The sequence below is a fragment of the Taklimakanibacter albus genome, from assembly GCF_016595235.1.
In the GTDB taxonomy this organism is placed as follows: Bacteria; Pseudomonadota; Alphaproteobacteria; order Rhizobiales; family Aestuariivirgaceae; genus Taklimakanibacter; species Taklimakanibacter albus.
In genome coordinates, this window is sequence record NZ_JAENHL010000007.1 from 856,938 (window position 1) to 872,625 (window position 15,688).

At 62.7% G+C, this 15,688-nt stretch carries 22 protein-coding genes; 9 read left to right on the top strand and 13 right to left on the bottom strand.

The window, feature by feature from the left end:
• Positions 1-3: 3 nt before the first annotated feature.
• Positions 4-783 carry an SDR family NAD(P)-dependent oxidoreductase gene (locus JHL16_RS15695; protein WP_200185835.1) on the top strand — a complete coding sequence of 260 codons (780 nt, stop codon included), beginning with the start codon at positions 4-6 and terminating at the stop codon, positions 781-783.
• Positions 780-1,217 carry a GNAT family N-acetyltransferase gene (locus JHL16_RS15700; RefSeq protein WP_200185836.1) on the top strand — a complete coding sequence of 146 codons (438 nt, stop codon included), beginning with the start codon at positions 780-782 and terminating at the stop codon, positions 1,215-1,217. Before JHL16_RS15695 ends, JHL16_RS15700 begins: the two co-directional genes overlap by 4 nt.
• Before the next feature lie 111 nt (positions 1,218-1,328).
• Here the strand turns inward: JHL16_RS15700 and JHL16_RS15705 are convergent, their stop codons facing one another.
• The 6 genes from JHL16_RS15705 to JHL16_RS15730 all read right to left on the bottom strand — a co-directional run bounded on the left by JHL16_RS15705 (position 1,329) and on the right by JHL16_RS15730 (position 6,059).
• Positions 1,329-1,526, bottom strand: coding sequence for a hypothetical protein (locus JHL16_RS15705; protein ID WP_200185837.1), 198 nt, complete (start codon positions 1,524-1,526; stop codon positions 1,329-1,331).
• Between the two features lie 318 nt (positions 1,527-1,844).
• Positions 1,845-2,840 (bottom strand): helix-turn-helix domain-containing protein, encoded by a 996-nt coding sequence (locus JHL16_RS15710; RefSeq protein ID WP_200185838.1) that lies wholly within the window; start codon positions 2,838-2,840, stop codon positions 1,845-1,847.
• A gap of 110 nt (positions 2,841-2,950) precedes the next feature.
• Positions 2,951-3,307: a hypothetical protein gene (locus tag JHL16_RS15715; protein WP_200187237.1), complete on the bottom strand. Its 357-nt coding sequence runs from the start codon at positions 3,305-3,307 to the stop codon at positions 2,951-2,953.
• 351 nt (positions 3,308-3,658) lie between these two features.
• A complete protein-coding gene (locus JHL16_RS15720; RefSeq protein WP_200185839.1) occupies positions 3,659-4,258 on the bottom strand; it encodes a short chain dehydrogenase in 600 nt (199 codons plus the stop codon).
• Positions 4,258-4,974 (bottom strand): DUF1013 domain-containing protein, encoded by a 717-nt coding sequence (locus tag JHL16_RS15725; RefSeq protein ID WP_200185840.1) that lies wholly within the window; start codon positions 4,972-4,974, stop codon positions 4,258-4,260. Before JHL16_RS15725 ends, JHL16_RS15720 begins: the two co-directional genes overlap by 1 nt.
• An 86-nt stretch (positions 4,975-5,060) precedes the next feature.
• On the bottom strand, positions 5,061-6,059 hold the full coding sequence (locus JHL16_RS15730; protein ID WP_200185841.1) for an NAD(P)H-quinone oxidoreductase: 999 nt from the start codon (positions 6,057-6,059) through the stop codon (positions 5,061-5,063).
• 119 nt (positions 6,060-6,178) lie between these two features.
• On the opposite strand from JHL16_RS15730, the gene JHL16_RS15735 reads away from it, so the two are divergent.
• Positions 6,179-6,367 (top strand): DUF1192 domain-containing protein, encoded by a 189-nt coding sequence (locus JHL16_RS15735; protein WP_200185842.1) that lies wholly within the window; start codon positions 6,179-6,181, stop codon positions 6,365-6,367.
• 316 nt (positions 6,368-6,683) lie between these two features.
• A complete protein-coding gene (gene rcdA / locus JHL16_RS15740) occupies positions 6,684-7,223 on the top strand; it encodes a protease adaptor protein RcdA (RefSeq protein WP_246770945.1) in 540 nt (179 codons plus the stop codon).
• 156 nt (positions 7,224-7,379) lie between these two features.
• On the opposite strand, the gene JHL16_RS15745 is transcribed toward rcdA, so the two are convergent.
• A complete protein-coding gene (locus tag JHL16_RS15745) occupies positions 7,380-7,622 on the bottom strand; it encodes a hypothetical protein (protein ID WP_200185843.1) in 243 nt (80 codons plus the stop codon).
• Between the two features lie 91 nt (positions 7,623-7,713).
• On the opposite strand from JHL16_RS15745, the gene JHL16_RS15750 reads away from it, so the two are divergent.
• A complete protein-coding gene (locus JHL16_RS15750) occupies positions 7,714-8,211 on the top strand; it encodes a DUF2165 family protein (RefSeq protein ID WP_200185844.1) in 498 nt (165 codons plus the stop codon).
• A gap of 28 nt (positions 8,212-8,239) precedes the next feature.
• Here JHL16_RS15750 and JHL16_RS15755 read toward each other — a convergent pair whose 3' ends face one another.
• Positions 8,240-8,779 carry a GNAT family N-acetyltransferase gene (locus JHL16_RS15755; protein WP_200185845.1) on the bottom strand — a complete coding sequence of 180 codons (540 nt, stop codon included), beginning with the start codon at positions 8,777-8,779 and terminating at the stop codon, positions 8,240-8,242.
• On the bottom strand, positions 8,776-9,078 hold the full coding sequence (locus JHL16_RS15760) for an Rdx family protein (protein ID WP_200185846.1): 303 nt from the start codon (positions 9,076-9,078) through the stop codon (positions 8,776-8,778). Before JHL16_RS15760 ends, JHL16_RS15755 begins: the two co-directional genes overlap by 4 nt.
• A gap of 82 nt (positions 9,079-9,160) precedes the next feature.
• On the opposite strand from JHL16_RS15760, the gene JHL16_RS15765 reads away from it, so the two are divergent.
• Positions 9,161-9,553, top strand: coding sequence for a nuclear transport factor 2 family protein (locus JHL16_RS15765; RefSeq protein WP_200185847.1), 393 nt, complete (start codon positions 9,161-9,163; stop codon positions 9,551-9,553).
• Between the two features lie 65 nt (positions 9,554-9,618).
• On the opposite strand, the gene rpmE is transcribed toward JHL16_RS15765, so the two are convergent.
• Positions 9,619-9,840: a 50S ribosomal protein L31 gene (rpmE, locus tag JHL16_RS15770; protein WP_200185848.1), complete on the bottom strand. Its 222-nt coding sequence runs from the start codon at positions 9,838-9,840 to the stop codon at positions 9,619-9,621.
• Between the two features lie 151 nt (positions 9,841-9,991).
• Here rpmE and JHL16_RS15775 point away from each other — a divergent pair, with 151 nt between their 5' ends.
• Complete coding sequence (locus tag JHL16_RS15775; RefSeq protein WP_200185849.1) at positions 9,992-11,782, top strand: ABC transporter transmembrane domain-containing protein; 1,791 nt, start codon at positions 9,992-9,994, stop codon at positions 11,780-11,782.
• Positions 11,783-11,921: 139 nt separating this feature from the next.
• Here JHL16_RS15775 and JHL16_RS15780 read toward each other — a convergent pair whose 3' ends face one another.
• Both JHL16_RS15780 and JHL16_RS15785 read right to left on the bottom strand, forming a co-directional pair.
• Entirely contained in the window at positions 11,922-12,950 is a 1,029-nt protein-coding gene (locus JHL16_RS15780; RefSeq protein ID WP_200185850.1) for a peptidoglycan -binding protein, read from the bottom strand.
• A gap of 3 nt (positions 12,951-12,953) precedes the next feature.
• Positions 12,954-14,069: a flagellar motor protein MotA gene (locus JHL16_RS15785; protein ID WP_200185851.1), complete on the bottom strand. Its 1,116-nt coding sequence runs from the start codon at positions 14,067-14,069 to the stop codon at positions 12,954-12,956.
• 150 nt (positions 14,070-14,219) lie between these two features.
• Between JHL16_RS15785 and JHL16_RS15790 the strand changes: the two genes are divergently transcribed.
• Together JHL16_RS15790 and JHL16_RS15795 are read left to right on the top strand one after the other, a co-directional pair.
• Entirely contained in the window at positions 14,220-14,702 is a 483-nt protein-coding gene (locus JHL16_RS15790; RefSeq protein ID WP_200185852.1) for a hypothetical protein, read from the top strand.
• A gap of 6 nt (positions 14,703-14,708) precedes the next feature.
• Positions 14,709-15,017, top strand: coding sequence for a hypothetical protein (locus tag JHL16_RS15795; RefSeq protein ID WP_200185853.1), 309 nt, complete (start codon positions 14,709-14,711; stop codon positions 15,015-15,017).
• Here JHL16_RS15795 and JHL16_RS15800 read toward each other — a convergent pair.
• Positions 15,014-15,688 (bottom strand): phytanoyl-CoA dioxygenase family protein, encoded by a 675-nt coding sequence (locus JHL16_RS15800; protein ID WP_200185854.1) that lies wholly within the window; start codon positions 15,686-15,688, stop codon positions 15,014-15,016. The genes JHL16_RS15795 and JHL16_RS15800 overlap by 4 nt on opposite strands.

The following is a 15,688-nucleotide window of genomic DNA, read 5'->3' on the forward strand; positions in this document are numbered from 1 at the left end:
GATATGAAGCTCAAGGACAGAACCGCCATCATCACCGGCGCGGCAAGAGGCATTGGCCGTGCCTGCGCCGAGCGCCTTCTCGCCGAAGGTGCGCGCGTTATTCTCACCGACATCGAAGACACGCGCGGAAACGAAACCGCGCGGCAGCTCGGGCCGGATGCCTCCTACCTGCATTGCGATGTCGGCGACTCGGCGCAAGTGAACGGCATTGTACGCGCGGTCACGGCGAGCCACGGCGCGATCGACATCCTCGTCAACAATGCCGGCGTCACCGCCGCGGGCGACATACTCGAAATTTCGGAAGCCGATTTCGACCGCGTCATCAGGGTCAATCTGAAGGGCGCCTTCCTGATGGGTCAGGCGGTGGCGCGTCAGATGGTGAAGCAGGTAAAGGACGGACGCAAACCAGGCGCCATCGTCAATATGTCGTCCGTCAATGCCGTGGTCACCATCGCGACACAGGTGCCCTATTCCGCTTCCAAAGTCGGCATCAACCAGCTCACCAAGGTGATGGCGCTCGGCCTCGCCGAGCACGGCATTCGCGTCAACGCCATCGGGCCTGGCTCGATCATGACCGACATGCTGACGACGGTGAACAATGATCCGGAAGCGCGCCATCGCTTGCTGTCGCGCACGCCGCTCGGGCGTATCGGCGAGACGGCGGAGATCGCCGCCATCGCGGCCTTCCTCGCCTCCGACGATGCCAGCTACATCACCGGCCAGACCATCTATGCCGATGGCGGCAGGTTGCCGCTGAATTATATGGTGCCGGTGAAATCATGATCCGCGCGGCGCGGCCGGAAGATCTGCCGGCGCTGACGGCGATCCGCATTTCGGTGACTGAAAATCATATGAGCATCGCGCAGATGGCGGAGCGCGGCATCACCCCTGAGGCAACCCTTGCCCAAATGGCGGCAGGCGATCTCGGCGCCTGGGTGGCGGAGGATGGTGACGGCATCGTCGCCTTCGCCATGGCCGACCGCCGTGATGCCTCGCTCTTCGCGCTCTTCACCAAGCCCGGTTGTGAAGGAAGTGGCTACGGATCGGCGCTTCTCGCCGCGGCCGAGGCGTGGCTCGCGAAGCTTGGCCATCAGGAAGCCTGGCTTACCACCGCGACCGGCTCACGCGCGGCGCGCTTCTATGCGTTGAAAGGCTGGTGCGCGACGGATGAGGGCGATCCTGGCGACACGCTGTTCCGCAAGTCGCTCATTGGCTGATCGGATCTAAAGCATCGGGCCGAAAAGTGCGAAGCGGCTTTCGGATAATCCGATGCGCAAGACAATGAGATAGAGAGTTCACGCGCGATTCTATGAGAATCGCCCGGCGCTCTAGTTGCTCTTCTTGCGCGCGCGCGTTTTCGCGCCGGCGACCGCGACGATTTGATCGACCGTCTCGGCCTCTTTGGCGAGACGCAATTGACGCAGATGAGCGGTCCGCGAGGCGCGATCCCGCGCTTCCTTTTCGATGATGCTCATGGCCGTGTCATGGGTGGCCTTGGCCTTGGCCGCACTGATGGAATAGGACATCTGAACTCTCTCAAGCAGCTAGTCAAAATGCACAATTCGTCGGCAGCGCAGCCGGTACATCCGCGGTCTGCGCTGCTGACTCGGGCCAAGCCCGTGAGATCGATGTTCTGAAATCGGTGATTTCCGCGCTCATAAAGCGCGTCGGCCAACAATGTTGGGCGAAACTTCGACACACCCAATATGGGGTCGACCTGCCGAATTACAAGACCTGGTATCCGCGAGCATCGGCCCGAAAAGTGCCTGCGGTTTTCGGGCAAGCCGATGCGTAAAAATAAAGAGAGTTCCCCTGACAGCGTTTTCAGCCATCAGGGGTCAGTCTTATGCCGCAACGTCATTCGGCTCCATTGCGCCATTCACCGCCCGCTTGCGGAAGCCCGAGGGCGTATCGCCGAAGCGATTGCGGAAGCTGCGGTTGAAATAGGACATGTCGGTGAAGCCCGCCTGGCGAGCGATGGCCGAGATCTTGAGCATGACCTTGTCGGGATCGGCGAGCACTGTTTCGACGGTCCGCAGCCGCCGCACCAGCACATGCTCGGAAAAGGTGAGACCGCTTTCGGCGAGCAGGAAATGCACATAGCGGGGCGTCACGCCGAGACGATCGGCCACCGCCGCGGCGCTCAAAGTGGTGTCGGCGAGATTGCGCTCGATTTCGCGCAGTACCGCGGCATGGCGCACCGCGCGCACACCGCGCCGCTCGGCGAGCTGCAGGGCTTCGCTTTCGTGGCTGATCGCCATTCTGATCAGGTCGACGAGATGGTCGCCGAAGATCCGCGCCTCCTGCTCGTCGCCCAGCGCCTCGCTGTCCTGAAGCCCGTCGAGATATCTGCTCAGGAGTTTGAGCGCCATGCCGGTATTGGCGAGCTTGAGCCCGGCGAAGCGTTTCACATGCGGCGCCACTTTCGCCATGTCGGCGCGCGCAATCTTGAGGGCCCAATAGCAGGCGCCGGGACTTATATGCAGCCCGTCCGCTTCGGCGCTGTCGTATAGAACGCCATCGCCCTGACCGAGCTGCACCGGAGCGTCGCCTTGCGTGCACAGCATGCTGCCCTGCAGGCATAAGACCGCGACGATGGCGTCGCCGCCATCCTGAGCCAGCTCCGGCGTGCGTATATAGCTCGTCGCATTGGCCGTGACTTTGGAAACACCGACAATGCCGAGCCGGCAGCGCTTGATCGTGCCCGAGAACTGGGTGTCGTTCTGCGTGACGACGCTGAGCGCCGGCTCACGCCTTGTTGTTTCGTCGTGAAAGACCGCGAAGTGATCGCGTTCCGGCAGCACCTGGGTGCTGAATTCATCCCATACAAGTTTGGTCATTCCCATACACCGCATCGTTGTGAAAAATTCGGTATTCCCGCGTCCCGGCGCCGGCTCCATCGAACCGGCGCCCCAACCTTGTGATGAACAGCCTTCTCACTTCTCCTTCGTCAAAAACCGGGCATTCCAAAAATCTTCTTCTTGCGATGGTCGCGCACCTCCGGCTGCGCGCGATGATCACGCACGACAGGCTCGGTGCGATGGTCGCGAACGATCGGAGCGCCGGTCTCAGTCACCGTTACCCCGCCGCCGCCCGAACCATTGCGGTGGTCACGCACCACCGGCTGAACGTTCATCGGCTTGTTTTTCTTCTTGCCGACCCATTCGAAGCCGCCATCCTGGCCGCGCTCCCAATGACCGGGGATCTTGTTCTTCTTGCCGGCCTCGACGGGTCCGGCCGCGGCGACCGTCACCGCTGCAATCAGGGCCAGGGAAGACAGGATCTTGAAAGTGAATGTGTTGAACATTTAATTATCTCCAGTGTTGCAATGTCCAACATAAAATTCACTGGCTGAACAATTCCCCGTTCCTCCGTTCATATGGGGTTCATCAAGAACCCATTGTAATAACTACAGTTTTTGTTGTTGCTCGCGGCGAATGGACACTTGCCGCTCAGCGAAATCGCTTAGAGTAATTCGCATATTACAATGCAAATGTTGTGCTTACAACAAAAATATGGACAGAATGCCGCAGAAATGTTTCCTGCAGAGAAATCAACCTGTGCGGGAGCGGATATGGGCCGAATAGTCCCACAAATGCGAAAGGCCGCCTCATGAGGCGGCCTTTCCGTATTCGGCGAAACCAATTTGCGAGTTTGCTCAGTCGAGCTTGATCACCTGGCCGGTGATGGCGCCCTCGACGCTCTTCACATAAGCGAGACCCACGCGCGCCGAGGAGACCGGCTGGTGGCCCGGGAAGAAGCCGTCATATTTCTTGGCCGACACTTCGAGCACGGTCGGGCTCACCACATTGATGCGGATGCCGCGCGAAAGCTCGATGGCGGCGCTCAGGGCGAAAGCGTTGAGCGCGCCGTTGACCGTCGAGGCATTGACGCCCTTGCGGATCGGATCGCGGTCGAGCACGCCGCCGGTCAGCGTAAAGGACCCGCCGTCATTGATCAGCGACTGGCCGATGAGAACCACATTCACTTGGCCCATCAGCTTGTCCTTGAGGCCGTGCATGAACTGATCTTCGGTCATCGTCGCGAGCGGACCGAAATGCGCATGTCCGGTGCAGGCCACGACGGCGTCGAGCTTGCCGGCATCCTTGTACATGCGCTCGATCGAGGCGCGGTCGGTAAGGTCGACCTTCACATCGCCCGACGAACGTCCGGCGGTGACGATCTCATGGCGGCCCTTCAATGCCGCGACGGCGGCCTGGCCGAGCGCGCCCGACGCGCCAATGATCAGTACACGCATTATTCGTCCTCGGACGGAGCTTTAAGGCCCTTCAGCTTGGCGAAGACGGAATCGGCGTCATATTCCTCTTCTTCATGCTTCTTCGCATGCGGGGCTGCTTCCTCGTGATGCGGCTCGGCGGGCGCCACGGCGGCCGCCGCCGGGATGAGGGTGCGCACCGGCTCGGCATCAGGCACATAGCCCCGGCCCGACTTGCGCGCCGCCTTCTGCACCGCGAAATCGAGATCAATCTGCGAGCACAGGCCCAGCGACACCGGATCGACCGGCTTGATGTTGGGCGCGTTCCAATGGGTGCGGTCGCGGATTGCGGCGATGGTCGTCTTGGTGGTGCCGACCAGCTTCATGATCTGTGAATCCGGCAGCTCGGGGTGGTAGCGCAGGAGCCAGGCGATGGCGTCGGGACGGTCGCCGCGCTTCGACACCGGCGTATAGCGCGGCCCCTTGGTCGCCTTCTGGATCGCGATATTGACCTTGGGCTCGAGCAGCTTGAGACGGTATTCCGCGTCCTTCTCGCCCTTCTCGATCTCCTCGCGGGTGAGCTGGCCGCCGGTCACCGGATCGAGGCCCTTGATCCCCTGCGCGACATCGCCATCGGCAATGCCCTTTACCTCGAGCTCATGCAGACCACAGAAATCGGCGATCTGGCGGAAGGTGAGCGCGGTATTCTCGACGAGCCACACGGCGGTGGCCTTGGGCATCAAAGGTGCGCGTGACATAGGGAAAAACTCCTTCAGAACCGATGGCTCTGTGATCGCGAGATCAAAAGATGAATGGAATAAGGGTTATATAGGCGCGAGGGCCCTCACGGCACAAGCACAATCTTGCCGACATGGGCGCTCGATTCCATCAGCCGGTGCGCTTGCGCAGCCTCCGCCAGGGGGAATGTCTTGAAGATCTGCGGCCGGATCTTGCCTTGGGACAGGAGCGGCCACACCCGGGCCTCGAGCGCCCGGGCGATTTCCGCCTTTTCGGCGACGCTGCGCGGCCTGAGCGTCGAACCGGTCAGGGTCAGCCGCTTCAACATGATGGGGAGGAGATCGACCTCGACCTTGGAGCCCTTGAGGAAGGCGATATTGACGATCCGGCCAAACATCGCTGCGGCGGCAAGGTTGCGCCCGACATAATCGCCCCCCACCATGTCGAGGATCACATCGGCCCCCTTTCCGTCGGTGGCGGCCTTGACGACCTGGCCGAAGTCTTCCTCCCGGTAATTGATGCCGCGTTGGGCGCCCAAGGCCTCGCAGGCGCGGCATTTGTCGGTCGAGCCCGCGGTCGCGAAGACACGTGATCCCAGCTGATGCGCCATCATGATGGCCGTGGTGCCGATGCCGCTCGAGCCGCCATGGACGAGCAACGTCTCGCCGGGTTTAAGCCCGCCCCGTTCGAAGACATTGGTCCATACGGTGAAGAAAGTCTCCGGAATGCCGCCGGCTTCGATGAGCGAAATGCCGCCCGGAACCGGAAGCGCATTGTCCTCGGCCGCCACGCAATATTCGGCATAGCCGCCGCCCGGCACCAGGGCGCAGACGATGTCGCCTTCCTTATAGCGCGTCACTTGCGGGCCCTTCGCCACCACATGGCCCGCCACTTCGAGGCCCGGTGTCGAGGGCGCCCCGGCGGGCGGCGGGTAGCCGCCCTGCCGCTGCAGCACATCCGGTCGGTTGACGCCGGCGGCGGCGACCTTGATCAGCACCTCATGGTCCTTGGGGACCGGCACAGCGATCAGGGCGGACTTGAGCACCTCCGGACCGCCCGGCGTCGTGATGGCGATGGCGGTCATCTTGGCGGGCAGCGCGGTCATGGAGGACTCCTTGTTCGGGTGGCGGGCGATCCCCTTTGCCTGATCGCGGCCGGACTTGCAGAGGCGGAGGGCGCAGGCCAAACTGCCCATTCTGTTCACATCGTCAAGGGAGTAGGCGCATGGACCTCGACGACATCCGTCGGATCAAGAAGCCCGAGATCGTCATCGGTGAGGATTTGGCCCTCCTGTCGGTAGCCGAACTCGAACACCGCGTTCACCTTTTGGAATCCGAGATCGTTCGCATCCGTGAAGCCATCGCCGGCAAGCAGTCGAGCAAGGCCGCTGCCGACGCATTTTTCAGGAGCTGAGGAGGCGTTTAGACTCTTTTTGCGTTAAGCAACCGTATCGTTAACCAATCAGTAAGGGATTCGGTTGTATTTTCATCAATGTAATCCAGTCATCTGGATTCTCCGAGTGGCTCCTGTCCACTCTGTTTGACGCCTCCCTGTTAGAACCTTTTAAGCCGCGCTTTTGCGCGGCTTTTTTTTGGCCCGCGATTTGCTCGTCACCAGAGCACCGGGCCATTTTCTGTGGATAGTGGCCGAAAATGACGCAGGTTTTAATGTTCCGTTAAACCCATTCCGCTGAGGGTGCGACGGAGAAAGAACGAAAGAAACGATTCTCATGATGGTGACAGGGGACAATTCTACGAATGGCCGCGGCGAGAGCCTGGTCGACTTTCTGGCGCGCTTCACCGCCTCGGATCAATTCGCTTCGATCTTCAAGGAAGGCATGGGCCTGGTCGAGGAGACCGCGAATTATCTCGACGGTCCCGGCCGCCAGGATGCCCGCCTGCTCGACCGCACCGGCGCCATCGCCTATGCCACCGAAAGCATGCGCCTGACCACCAGGCTGATGCAGCTCGCCTCGTGGCTTCTGCTCCAGCGCGCCGTCTCGGCCGGGGAAATCTCGGTCGACGACGCCTCCAAGGAGAAGCACCGCATCCATCTTTCCGAAATCGGGGCCGGCCATGTCATGACCGGCTATGAGCAGATTCCGGTGGCCCTCAAGGACCTCGTCGACCGTTCGCTCAGGCTGCATGAGCGCATTCAGAAGCTCGACGAGATGCTGTCCACCAAAGCGCGGGTCGCCCCGCCGCAGCCCAGCCCCGTCAGCCACCAGATGGACCGGCTGGCGGCGGTGTTCAAAACGGCACGCCGGTAGATCTCGCGGGGTTGAACTCCCGGGCGCAGATGTTGGATATTGCGAGTATCGCCGGATGAGGGCGAGATCCCTGTTCCGCGGATTTCGCGAAAATTCCCTGAAAACCCCTGTAATTCCACTGTAAATGCTCCTGCATGTTACAGGGAACTCAGCGCTTCAGATCTTCAGGGGGCGAGCCGGATAATCGAGCGTGATTTCGAGCTCGCGGCCCTTGCCTGAGATCACCCAGCGCCGACGCAGGACGACGAAGTCATGCGGCATCTCCTCACGCTCGAGTGAAACGATGTCGCCGATCGTGCATTGGGCGTCGAGATCGAGCTTTGTCACTTCCGCCCTGATGCCGTGTCGCTCGACATAACGTCCAGCGCTGTCGGTCAAGGCGATGCTGGTCTTGCGCATGGCGGATCCTCCGGGGTCGGCCGACTATCCCATGGCGACAGGATCACTCTCCAGTTAAAATGACGCAATCGCATATGGGGAAGATTCGACCATGACCGTGCGCCTTTCCAAGATCATCATGTGCCTGTGCCTGGCGGCTTTCGCCTTCATGGTGGCCTTCGGCAACATCACCGATTACGGCTCCAATTTCGCCTTCGTCCAGCATGTGCTCAGCATGGACACGACCTTCCCGGGCAACAAGCTGATGTATCGTGCCATCACCAGTGAGAGTCTCTGGCACGTCGCCTACTGGCTCATCATTCTGGGCGAGGCCGTGACGTTCCTCCTATTCCTCATCGGCGCCCTCCATCTCTGGCAGGCGCGCCACGCAACCGGTGCTCAATTCAACAAGGCCAAACGCTTAGCCGTCATCGCCGCCACCATGGGTTTCCTCGTCTGGTTCTTCGGCTTCATGGTGGTGGGCGGCGAATGGTTCGCGATGTGGCAGTCGCAGACCTGGAACGGCCAGGAAGCCGCCTTCAAATTCTACGTCGCCATCATCGGCGTGCTGATCTATCTCAACCAGCCGGACGGGGATTTGGCGGCATGAATGTGAACGAGCTAATGCTCGCGTCAGTTCAGCCGAGCGGCAGATACCAGAACAGCGCGATCTCGCGCGTCTCCGGCATCTCGCCGCGATAAAGGAAACGATCGAAGCCGCCGAGCGTGAAGCCCAGCCGTTCATAGAGCCTGCAGGCGGCGACATTGTTGTTCTGGGTTTCGAGCATCACGCCCGGCAGTTGCCGCGCACGCGCCCAGTCGATTGCTTGTGCAAGCAGCGCCCTGCCCACGCCATGGCGCCGGGATCGGGCGTCGACCGCGAGATGATCGATGAAGGCATAGCGGTTCCAATGGATCGCCACCGAAATATGCCCCGCCAATTCGCCGTCGGCATAGGCCAGGAGAAACATCTTGTCCGGCGCATCGATGAAGTCGGCGAGCTCGCCTTCCTCATTGTCGGCATACCGCTTTAGGTAGGCCGGCACCGGTTCGATGTCATATGTGACGACGCCGTGGCGCGCCGAAGGGATGAGCTCGGCCTCGACCGTGAAGGCGCCATCGAGCCCAGCCACATCGGCAAGATTATCCCGGCTGAGTGGCCGGAAGGCCAACGTCATTTGCGCTCTTCCGCCGCCCGGTCGGTGTGGCCGAGATCGCGTTCCGGCGCCACCCGGTCGCGCACCAGCTGCTTGAGCGTCTTCACGTCCGGAAAGCCGCCGTCGCGCTTGCGGTCCCATATGAGCTCATCCCCGCAGGTGATCTGAAAGATTCCGCCGGTGCCAGGTATGAGGGCGACCTCACCCAGCTCGGTGGTGAAGGTCGACAGCAGCTCCTGGGCCATCCAGGCCGCACGGAGCAGCCATTGGCACTGGGTGCAATAGGTGATGGCGATGCGGGGCTGGGTTTCCGTCGGCATGGCTGGTTCCCTGATTCACAAAGCTTGCTATGTAAGCGCTGGCTCCAACGCTATCCATCCCTGCCCACCGAAAGCTGCATTTATGGCCTCAGCCAAGAACTTCGATGACCTGCTGGCCGTTGCTCAGGCTGAGCGAGCGCTGGCCGACGCGCATCTCAGTCTCGATTTGGCACTCTTCGATCAGCTTCTCCACAAGGACTACATCATCATCCAGCCAGGTGGCGCCGCCGAGAACAAAGCCGAGACGCTGGCGTCCTTTCGCAAGGGCGCGCGCCATTGGGACAAGGCCTCGGTGGATCAGCTCGACATCCGCCTCTATGACGGGACGGCCGTCGTCACCGGCCGCTGGAGCGCCTGCGGACGGAATGGCGCCGCCTCATTCGACTATCAGGCGCGCTTCCTGTCGGTCTGGGTGAGAGAAGACGGCCGCTGGCAGAATGTGGCCTATCAATCGACCGAAATGCCAGCCGGGTAACGGGACTCCCAAAACACAAAACCCGGCGCGAGGCCGGGTTTAGGGCGCAAAGCTGAAAGCCAGGCCTACTTGTTGAGGAAGCCGAACTTCTGCTTGAACTTGCTGACGCGGCCTCCGCGATCGAGGAGCGTCTGCTGGCCGCCGGTCCAGGCCGGATGCGACTTCGGATCGATGTCGAGATTGAGCGTGTCGCCTTCCTTGCCGTAGGTCGAACGGGTCTGGAACTTGCTGCCGTCGGTCATCACCACATTGATCATGTGGTATTCGGGATGAATGTCTTTCTTCATGGCGTAAACTCTCTTGGAGGCGCGCCCGCGGCGCCCGGAAACTGCGAATTTAGGGGCTTCGGGCGGCGTCTATACAGGAGGGGGGGCCCCAGCGCAAGTGCGGCGGCTTGGCCCCTTTTTAGGGCGGTCCGGCTGGTCTAACTGGAGCAAAATGGCTCGTTCAACCGAAGATACCGCCCCGGCCCGGCCTGCCGGCAAGAGCCTGAAGCCGCTCCGCCGCTTCTTACCCCTGCTCACGGCCTATCGCCTGCCCGTCGCTTTGGCCTTCCTGGCCCTGGTGGTGGCGGCCCTCGCCACCCTCATCGTGCCGCTGGCGGTCCGCCGGGTCATCGACCATGGCTTTTCGGCCGAGGGCAGCCTCCTCATCAACCAGTATTTTGCCGTGATGCTGGCCGTCGTCGCGGTCCTGGCACTCGCCTCCGCCGCCCGCTTCTACCTCGTCACCTGGCTCGGCGAGCGTATCGTCGCCGATACCCGCGACCTCCTGTTCAAGCACCTGCTCGATCTCAGCCCCGCCTTCTACGAAGCGAACCGCTCGGGCGAGATCGTCTCGCGCCTCACCGCCGACACGACCCAGATCAAGTCGGCCTTCTCCACCTCGGCCTCGATCGCCTTGCGCAATCTGGTGATGCTGATCGGCGCCGCCGTGATGATGGTGGTCACGAGCCCGCAATTGTCGGGCCTGGTCCTCCTCGCCATTCCGTTGATCGTGCTGCCGCTCATCTTCTTCGGCCGCCGGGTGCGCGCGCTGTCGCGCGAGGCCCAGGACACGCTCGCCCATTCGGCGGCTTACGCTCAGGAGCGTCTTCTGGCGGTGACGGCGGTGCAGTCCTTCGTCCAGGAGCTCACCGCGATCAAGGCCTTCAAGGATGCGACCGCTGTCGCCTTCGACGCCTCCGCGAGGCGCACCCGCGCCCGCGCCTTCCTCACCGGCGCCATCATCTTCCTGTCGCTGGGTTCGGTGACGGCGGTGCTCTGGTATGGCGCCCGCGAGGTCATCACCGGCGCCATGACGGCGGGATCGCTCAGCCAGTTCGTGCTTTATGCCGTGCTCGCGGCGAGCGCGCTCGGCGAGCTGTCGCAGGTCTGGGGCGAAGTTCAGGCCGCCTCGGGTGCCGCCGAACGCATTGCCGAGCTTCTCGACGAAAAGCCCGCCATCGCCGCGCCGCTTTCGCCCGTGCCGCTGCCTTCACCCGCCAAGGGCGAGGTCGTCTTCGACAGAGTGAGCTTCCACTATCCGACCCGGCCCGATGGCCCGGCGCTCGAAGATGTGAGCTTCGCCGTGGCCAAGGGTGAGACGGTGGCCCTTGTCGGCCCATCGGGGGCCGGCAAGTCGACGATCTTCGCGCTGCTGCAGCGCTTCTATGATCCGCAGACGGGCCGCGTCCTGGTCGATGGCGTCGATGTGCGCCAGGCCGATCCGCGCGCCGTCAGGTCGCGTATCGCGGTGGTGCCGCAGGAGACCGTGATCTTCTCGGGGAGCGTCCTCGACAACATCCGTTTCGGCCGGCCCGAAGCATCGCTCGCCGAGATCAAGGCAGCGGCGCGCGCCGCCCGCATCGATGAATTCGCCGAGCGTCTGCCGAAAGGCTACGACACTGAAGTCGGCGAGCGTGGCATCACTTTGTCAGGCGGCCAGCGCCAGCGCATCGCCATCGGCCGCGCCATATTGCGCGACGCGCCGATCCTTCTCCTCGATGAGGCGACAAGCGCGCTCGATGCCGAGAGCGAGGCCCTGATCCAGGAAGCGATCACCGAACTCACCCAGCATCGCACGACTTTGGTCATCGCCCATCGCCTGGCGACGGTGAGGAATGCCGGACGTATCCTGGTCCTCGATGAAGGCCGCATCGTCGCCGAGGGCCAGCATGGTGAGCTCGCCCAGACGAACCCGCTTTATTCACGCCTCGCCAAGCTGCAGTTCAGCGCTCAGTCGGCCTAGGCTTATTACTAATACACCCTCATGCTGAGGCGCGAGCGCAGCGAGCCTCGAAGCATGATCCAGGTACAAGGATCTTGCCGCTTGCCACCCTTCGAGGCCCGCCTTCGGCGCGCACATCAGGGTGAGGATTGTAGTTGAATCACCGTTCGGTGAGCTTGAGCTCGATGCGGCGGTTGCGCGTCTTCGCCTCTTCGCTGTCGCCCGGATCGAGCGGCTGGAATTCGCCGAAGCCCGCCGCCACCAGATGTTTGGGCGTCACACCTTGCTGGATCAGGTAGTTGACGACCGCGATGGCGCGGGCCGAGGACAGTTCCCAGTTCGACTTGAAGGTCGTCTGGATCGGGTCAGTGTCGGTATGGCCGTCGACGCGCAGCACCCAGGCGATATCGGGCGGGATCTCGCCTTCGAGCTCCTTGAGCGCGCTGGCAAGCTTGTCCATTTCGACGAGCCCGGCCGGATTGATGGTCGCCGAGCCCTTCGGGAACAGCACTTCCGACTGGAAGACGAAGCGGTCGCCGACGACGAGGATATCGGAGCGCTGGCTCAGGATCTTGCGCAAGCGGCCGAAGAATTCCGAGCGATAACGCGTCAGCTCCTGCACGCGCTGCGCCAGCGCCGAATTGAGCCGCTTGCCGAGATCGATGATCTGCGCCTGGTCGGTGCGCGAGCGTGTTTCGGCATCGGCGAGCAGCCCTGACAGGGCTGCGATCTGCCGGCGGAGCGCCGCGAGCTGCTGGTTGAGCAGTTCGACCTTGGCGAGCGCGTCGGCGGACAGCTGCTTCTCCTGGTCGAGCGCGGTGCGCAGGCCGGTGATGGTGGAGCCGGCGCTGTCGCCCTTGGCGGCCTCGCCCTCGAGCTGCAGCATCAGGTTGGACGACTTGGTCTTCTCGGCCTGGAGATCATCGCCCAGCGTCGCGAAATTGAGTTCGAGCTCGGCCTTGGCCGATTTTTCGAGCGCCAGCAATTGGGTCAGCTCGGCGATCTGCGAGCGCAATTGCCCGAGCGCGCTGTCCTGGCCTGAGATCTCGCGTGCCAGGAGGAACTGCGCGACGATGAAGACCGACAAGAGGAAGGTGATGACGAGCAGGAGCTGCGCCATCGCGTCGACGAAGCCTGGCCAATAAGGGGCATCGTCATGGCGCCGGCGCCGCGAGAGGGCTTGCGCCATGGTTTATTCGTCCTCGACCGCGGCGGCCTGGCTGAACCGGCTCGCCGGGCCCTGGCTCTGCGGCGGTTGCTGCTTGGAGGCGCGCAGGATGAGCTTCTGCATCTCGTTCTGCTGGACCTGCTGGGCCTGCGCCCATTGCCGCACGATCTTCTGCTCCTCGCGCATCTGCTGCACCAGGCTCGCCACCGCGTCGGCGAGCTTCTCCATGGATTCGCCGTCCTGGGCGGAGAGCGCCGGCAGGCCGAGCCCCGAGGAAACCGGCGCCGGCGCTGAAGCCGACGGAGCCGGCTCGGAGGCGAGCGCCTCGTCGAGTGTCTGGTTGATGCGCTCGATGCCCTTTTGCAGGCCCGCCACGTCAAGTCTTAGATAATGCGGCACGCTCAGTGTCCCGCTTTCGCCGGCCTGGAGATCGGTGATGGTCGACAGCCAGTCTTCGAGATCGTTGTAGAACCGGTTCTGCGCCTGGCTGGCCTGCAATTCGAGGAAGCCCAGGATCAGCGATCCGGCGAGACCGAAAAGCGAGGACGAGAAGGCGAGGCCCATGCCCGACAAGGGCGCCTCGAGGCCGGTCTTGAGCTCCTCGAAGACGGTGGCCGACTGGGCCGAGGAGACGTCGAGCGACCGGATGGCGTCACCGACCGACGTCACGGTTTCGAGCAGGCCCCAGAAAGTGCCGAGAAGGCCCAGGAAGATCAGGAGGCCGACCAGGTAGCGCGAGATGTCGCGCGCTTCATCGAGGCGGGAGGCGAGCGAATCGAGCAGCGAGCGCATCGACAGAGGCGACAGCACGGTGCGGTTAGGCCGGTCGCGGAAGAGCGTCGCCATCGGCCCGAGCAACCGCGGCAGGTGAGTCGTATCATGGTCGGGGTCGTTGATCTTGAAGCTGTTGACCCAGTTGATCTCGGGCCACAGCCGCCAGACGATGCGGAAGGAATAGCCCACGCCCAGAATGAGGGCGCCGATGATCACGCCGTTGAGTGCCGGATTGGCCATAAAGGCCCGTTGCATATGAGGAAACAGCACGACCACCAGGATGGTGACGACCAGCGTGAACACCATCATGCGGACGAGGTAGACTTTCGGCAGTTCGAGAACCGTATGTTCTTTGGCGTCGGTCATGGGCGGCTTGGGAACCTCAGGGCGCGGTAAATGACCGTAAATCTAGACGATTGCGTGGCGGGTTAACAGCGAGACGGTGAAGCTTTTCCGGCGCCTCGTGGTTTCCAGGCGGCGGCTACCTATATTTCCCGGCGTGGATAGAGGGAGCCCATGGCCCTGCTGCCTTGGTTTGCGTCTCGGGATGTCGTTGCGGCTCTGTGGATGGCGGCATCTGCCGCCGCCCCCGATACCGCCACGCCCATCGACAAAATGGATGCTTATATCAAGGACTTGCCGCAAGAGAGGCGCAGCTGGCTGGTCGAGAGCTACGCTTGGGCGAGCGTGATGTCTCCCGGCATCCTCAAATATCGAACTCCGCCTCAAATCTACGTGACCTGTCCGGAGGGCGGCTGTGCACCGGCCGCCATGGGTAGCCTGAAGACCCTCCAGTCCTATGCACCTGGCGCGATCGGCCAGCTTACCGGCGCGGCCGACACCTCCGGCATTGAAGTCTACATGGCGCCGGAGCCCGAAGAATTCACCCGGCGGGATCACGATACCGATACGCTGCTTCGTCTGAACGCCCACATCACGGCCAAGACGATCGTGAACTTTGGCCCTGCCGCCTTTGGACATGTCGCCGCCCCTTGTTGAACGGTCATGTATTACGACAAACGCACCGGCGTCATCAAAAAGTCGCTGATCTATATCGACAGTGATGCCGCCTCTCACCTGCAGAGCCTGTGCATGGCCTTCGAGCTCGTGCGGGCATCAGGCGTGATGAACACTCTCGGCGTGCACCTCTACCACAAGATCAAACCACCAGCGAGCACCTATGTCCTTGGGCTGGCTGTGACTGCTTACCTGCATGGCCTGCCGGCAATCAGGCCGGGCGACAAATATGAGCAAGTCCTGTCCGTTCTGGAGAACCGTTACGGGCTCACCGGGAGCCCGCAAGCTCACGACTAGGCATCGAGCGCCCAGTCGAGCTCGTTCGGCAATTCGCCCCAGCAGTAATCGACATGCAGCACACGCCTGCGGCGTGGCGAGGTCGAAGCGTCGCTGGCATGGAGCGCCAGGGCCTTCATCGCCAGGAGGCCGCCGGCCTTGACCTCGCACAGGATGGCCTGCCCCTTGACGGCCGCGCTCTTGACCTCGGCATCGCTCAGGCGCCCCAGGCGATGCGTGCCGGGCAGGACCTTCAGCGCGCCATTGCCGGCATCGCAGTCGTCGAGATGGAGGCGCAGATTGAACATCTTCTCGAGCAGGCCGGCCGGCGCCTCGACATGCGGCTGGCCGCCTTTGATCGTCCAGGTGCCGAAGCCCGCGAGCACGACACGGCGCTTCACCGCGATGACCCGGTCCTGATGCCAGGGCAGATGCCAGTTGGCATCGGGCGTCTTGTCGAAAGCGAGAACCCGCACCGGCCGCGGTGGTGCACCCGAAAGCTCGCGCGCTCTCCGCCCGAGCGCGCCTTCAGGACCGATCAATGCTCTGATGGTGGGCGAGAGATCGAACGGCCGCGCGCCGATGCGCACGCCGGCCGCATCGAATTCCTCGGCCAGTGTCGCAATGATAGCGACGTCGACGGCGTTCTCGCGGAGCGCGACACCGTCGCGCTCGAAGTCGGACGCCGGCAA

Coding starts and splice junctions, on each gene's coding strand:
- JHL16_RS15695 (WP_200185835.1), top strand. CDS start 4: ATGAAGCTCAAGGACAGAACCGCCATCATCACCGGCGCGGCAAGAGGC.
- JHL16_RS15700 (WP_200185836.1), top strand. CDS start 780: ATGATCCGCGCGGCGCGGCCGGAAGATCTGCCGGCGCTGACGGCGATC.
- JHL16_RS15705 (WP_200185837.1), bottom strand. CDS start 1,526: ATGTCCTATTCCATCAGTGCGGCCAAGGCCAAGGCCACCCATGACACG.
- JHL16_RS15710 (WP_200185838.1), bottom strand. CDS start 2,840: ATGACCAAACTTGTATGGGATGAATTCAGCACCCAGGTGCTGCCGGAA.
- JHL16_RS15715 (WP_200187237.1), bottom strand. CDS start 3,307: ATGTTCAACACATTCACTTTCAAGATCCTGTCTTCCCTGGCCCTGATT.
- JHL16_RS15720 (WP_200185839.1), bottom strand. CDS start 4,258: ATGCGTGTACTGATCATTGGCGCGTCGGGCGCGCTCGGCCAGGCCGCC.
- JHL16_RS15725 (WP_200185840.1), bottom strand. CDS start 4,974: ATGTCACGCGCACCTTTGATGCCCAAGGCCACCGCCGTGTGGCTCGTC.
- JHL16_RS15730 (WP_200185841.1), bottom strand. CDS start 6,059: ATGACCGCGCTGCCCGCCAAGATGACCGCCATCGCCATCACGACGCCG.
- JHL16_RS15735 (WP_200185842.1), top strand. CDS start 6,179: ATGGACCTCGACGACATCCGTCGGATCAAGAAGCCCGAGATCGTCATC.
- rcdA (WP_246770945.1), top strand. CDS start 6,684: ATGATGGTGACAGGGGACAATTCTACGAATGGCCGCGGCGAGAGCCTG.
- JHL16_RS15745 (WP_200185843.1), bottom strand. CDS start 7,622: ATGCGCAAGACCAGCATCGCCTTGACCGACAGCGCTGGACGTTATGTC.
- JHL16_RS15750 (WP_200185844.1), top strand. CDS start 7,714: ATGACCGTGCGCCTTTCCAAGATCATCATGTGCCTGTGCCTGGCGGCT.
- JHL16_RS15755 (WP_200185845.1), bottom strand. CDS start 8,779: ATGACGTTGGCCTTCCGGCCACTCAGCCGGGATAATCTTGCCGATGTG.
- JHL16_RS15760 (WP_200185846.1), bottom strand. CDS start 9,078: ATGCCGACGGAAACCCAGCCCCGCATCGCCATCACCTATTGCACCCAG.
- JHL16_RS15765 (WP_200185847.1), top strand. CDS start 9,161: ATGGCCTCAGCCAAGAACTTCGATGACCTGCTGGCCGTTGCTCAGGCT.
- rpmE (WP_200185848.1), bottom strand. CDS start 9,840: ATGAAGAAAGACATTCATCCCGAATACCACATGATCAATGTGGTGATG.
- JHL16_RS15775 (WP_200185849.1), top strand. CDS start 9,992: ATGGCTCGTTCAACCGAAGATACCGCCCCGGCCCGGCCTGCCGGCAAG.
- JHL16_RS15780 (WP_200185850.1), bottom strand. CDS start 12,950: ATGGCGCAAGCCCTCTCGCGGCGCCGGCGCCATGACGATGCCCCTTAT.
- JHL16_RS15785 (WP_200185851.1), bottom strand. CDS start 14,069: ATGACCGACGCCAAAGAACATACGGTTCTCGAACTGCCGAAAGTCTAC.
- JHL16_RS15790 (WP_200185852.1), top strand. CDS start 14,220: ATGGCCCTGCTGCCTTGGTTTGCGTCTCGGGATGTCGTTGCGGCTCTG.
- JHL16_RS15795 (WP_200185853.1), top strand. CDS start 14,709: ATGTATTACGACAAACGCACCGGCGTCATCAAAAAGTCGCTGATCTAT.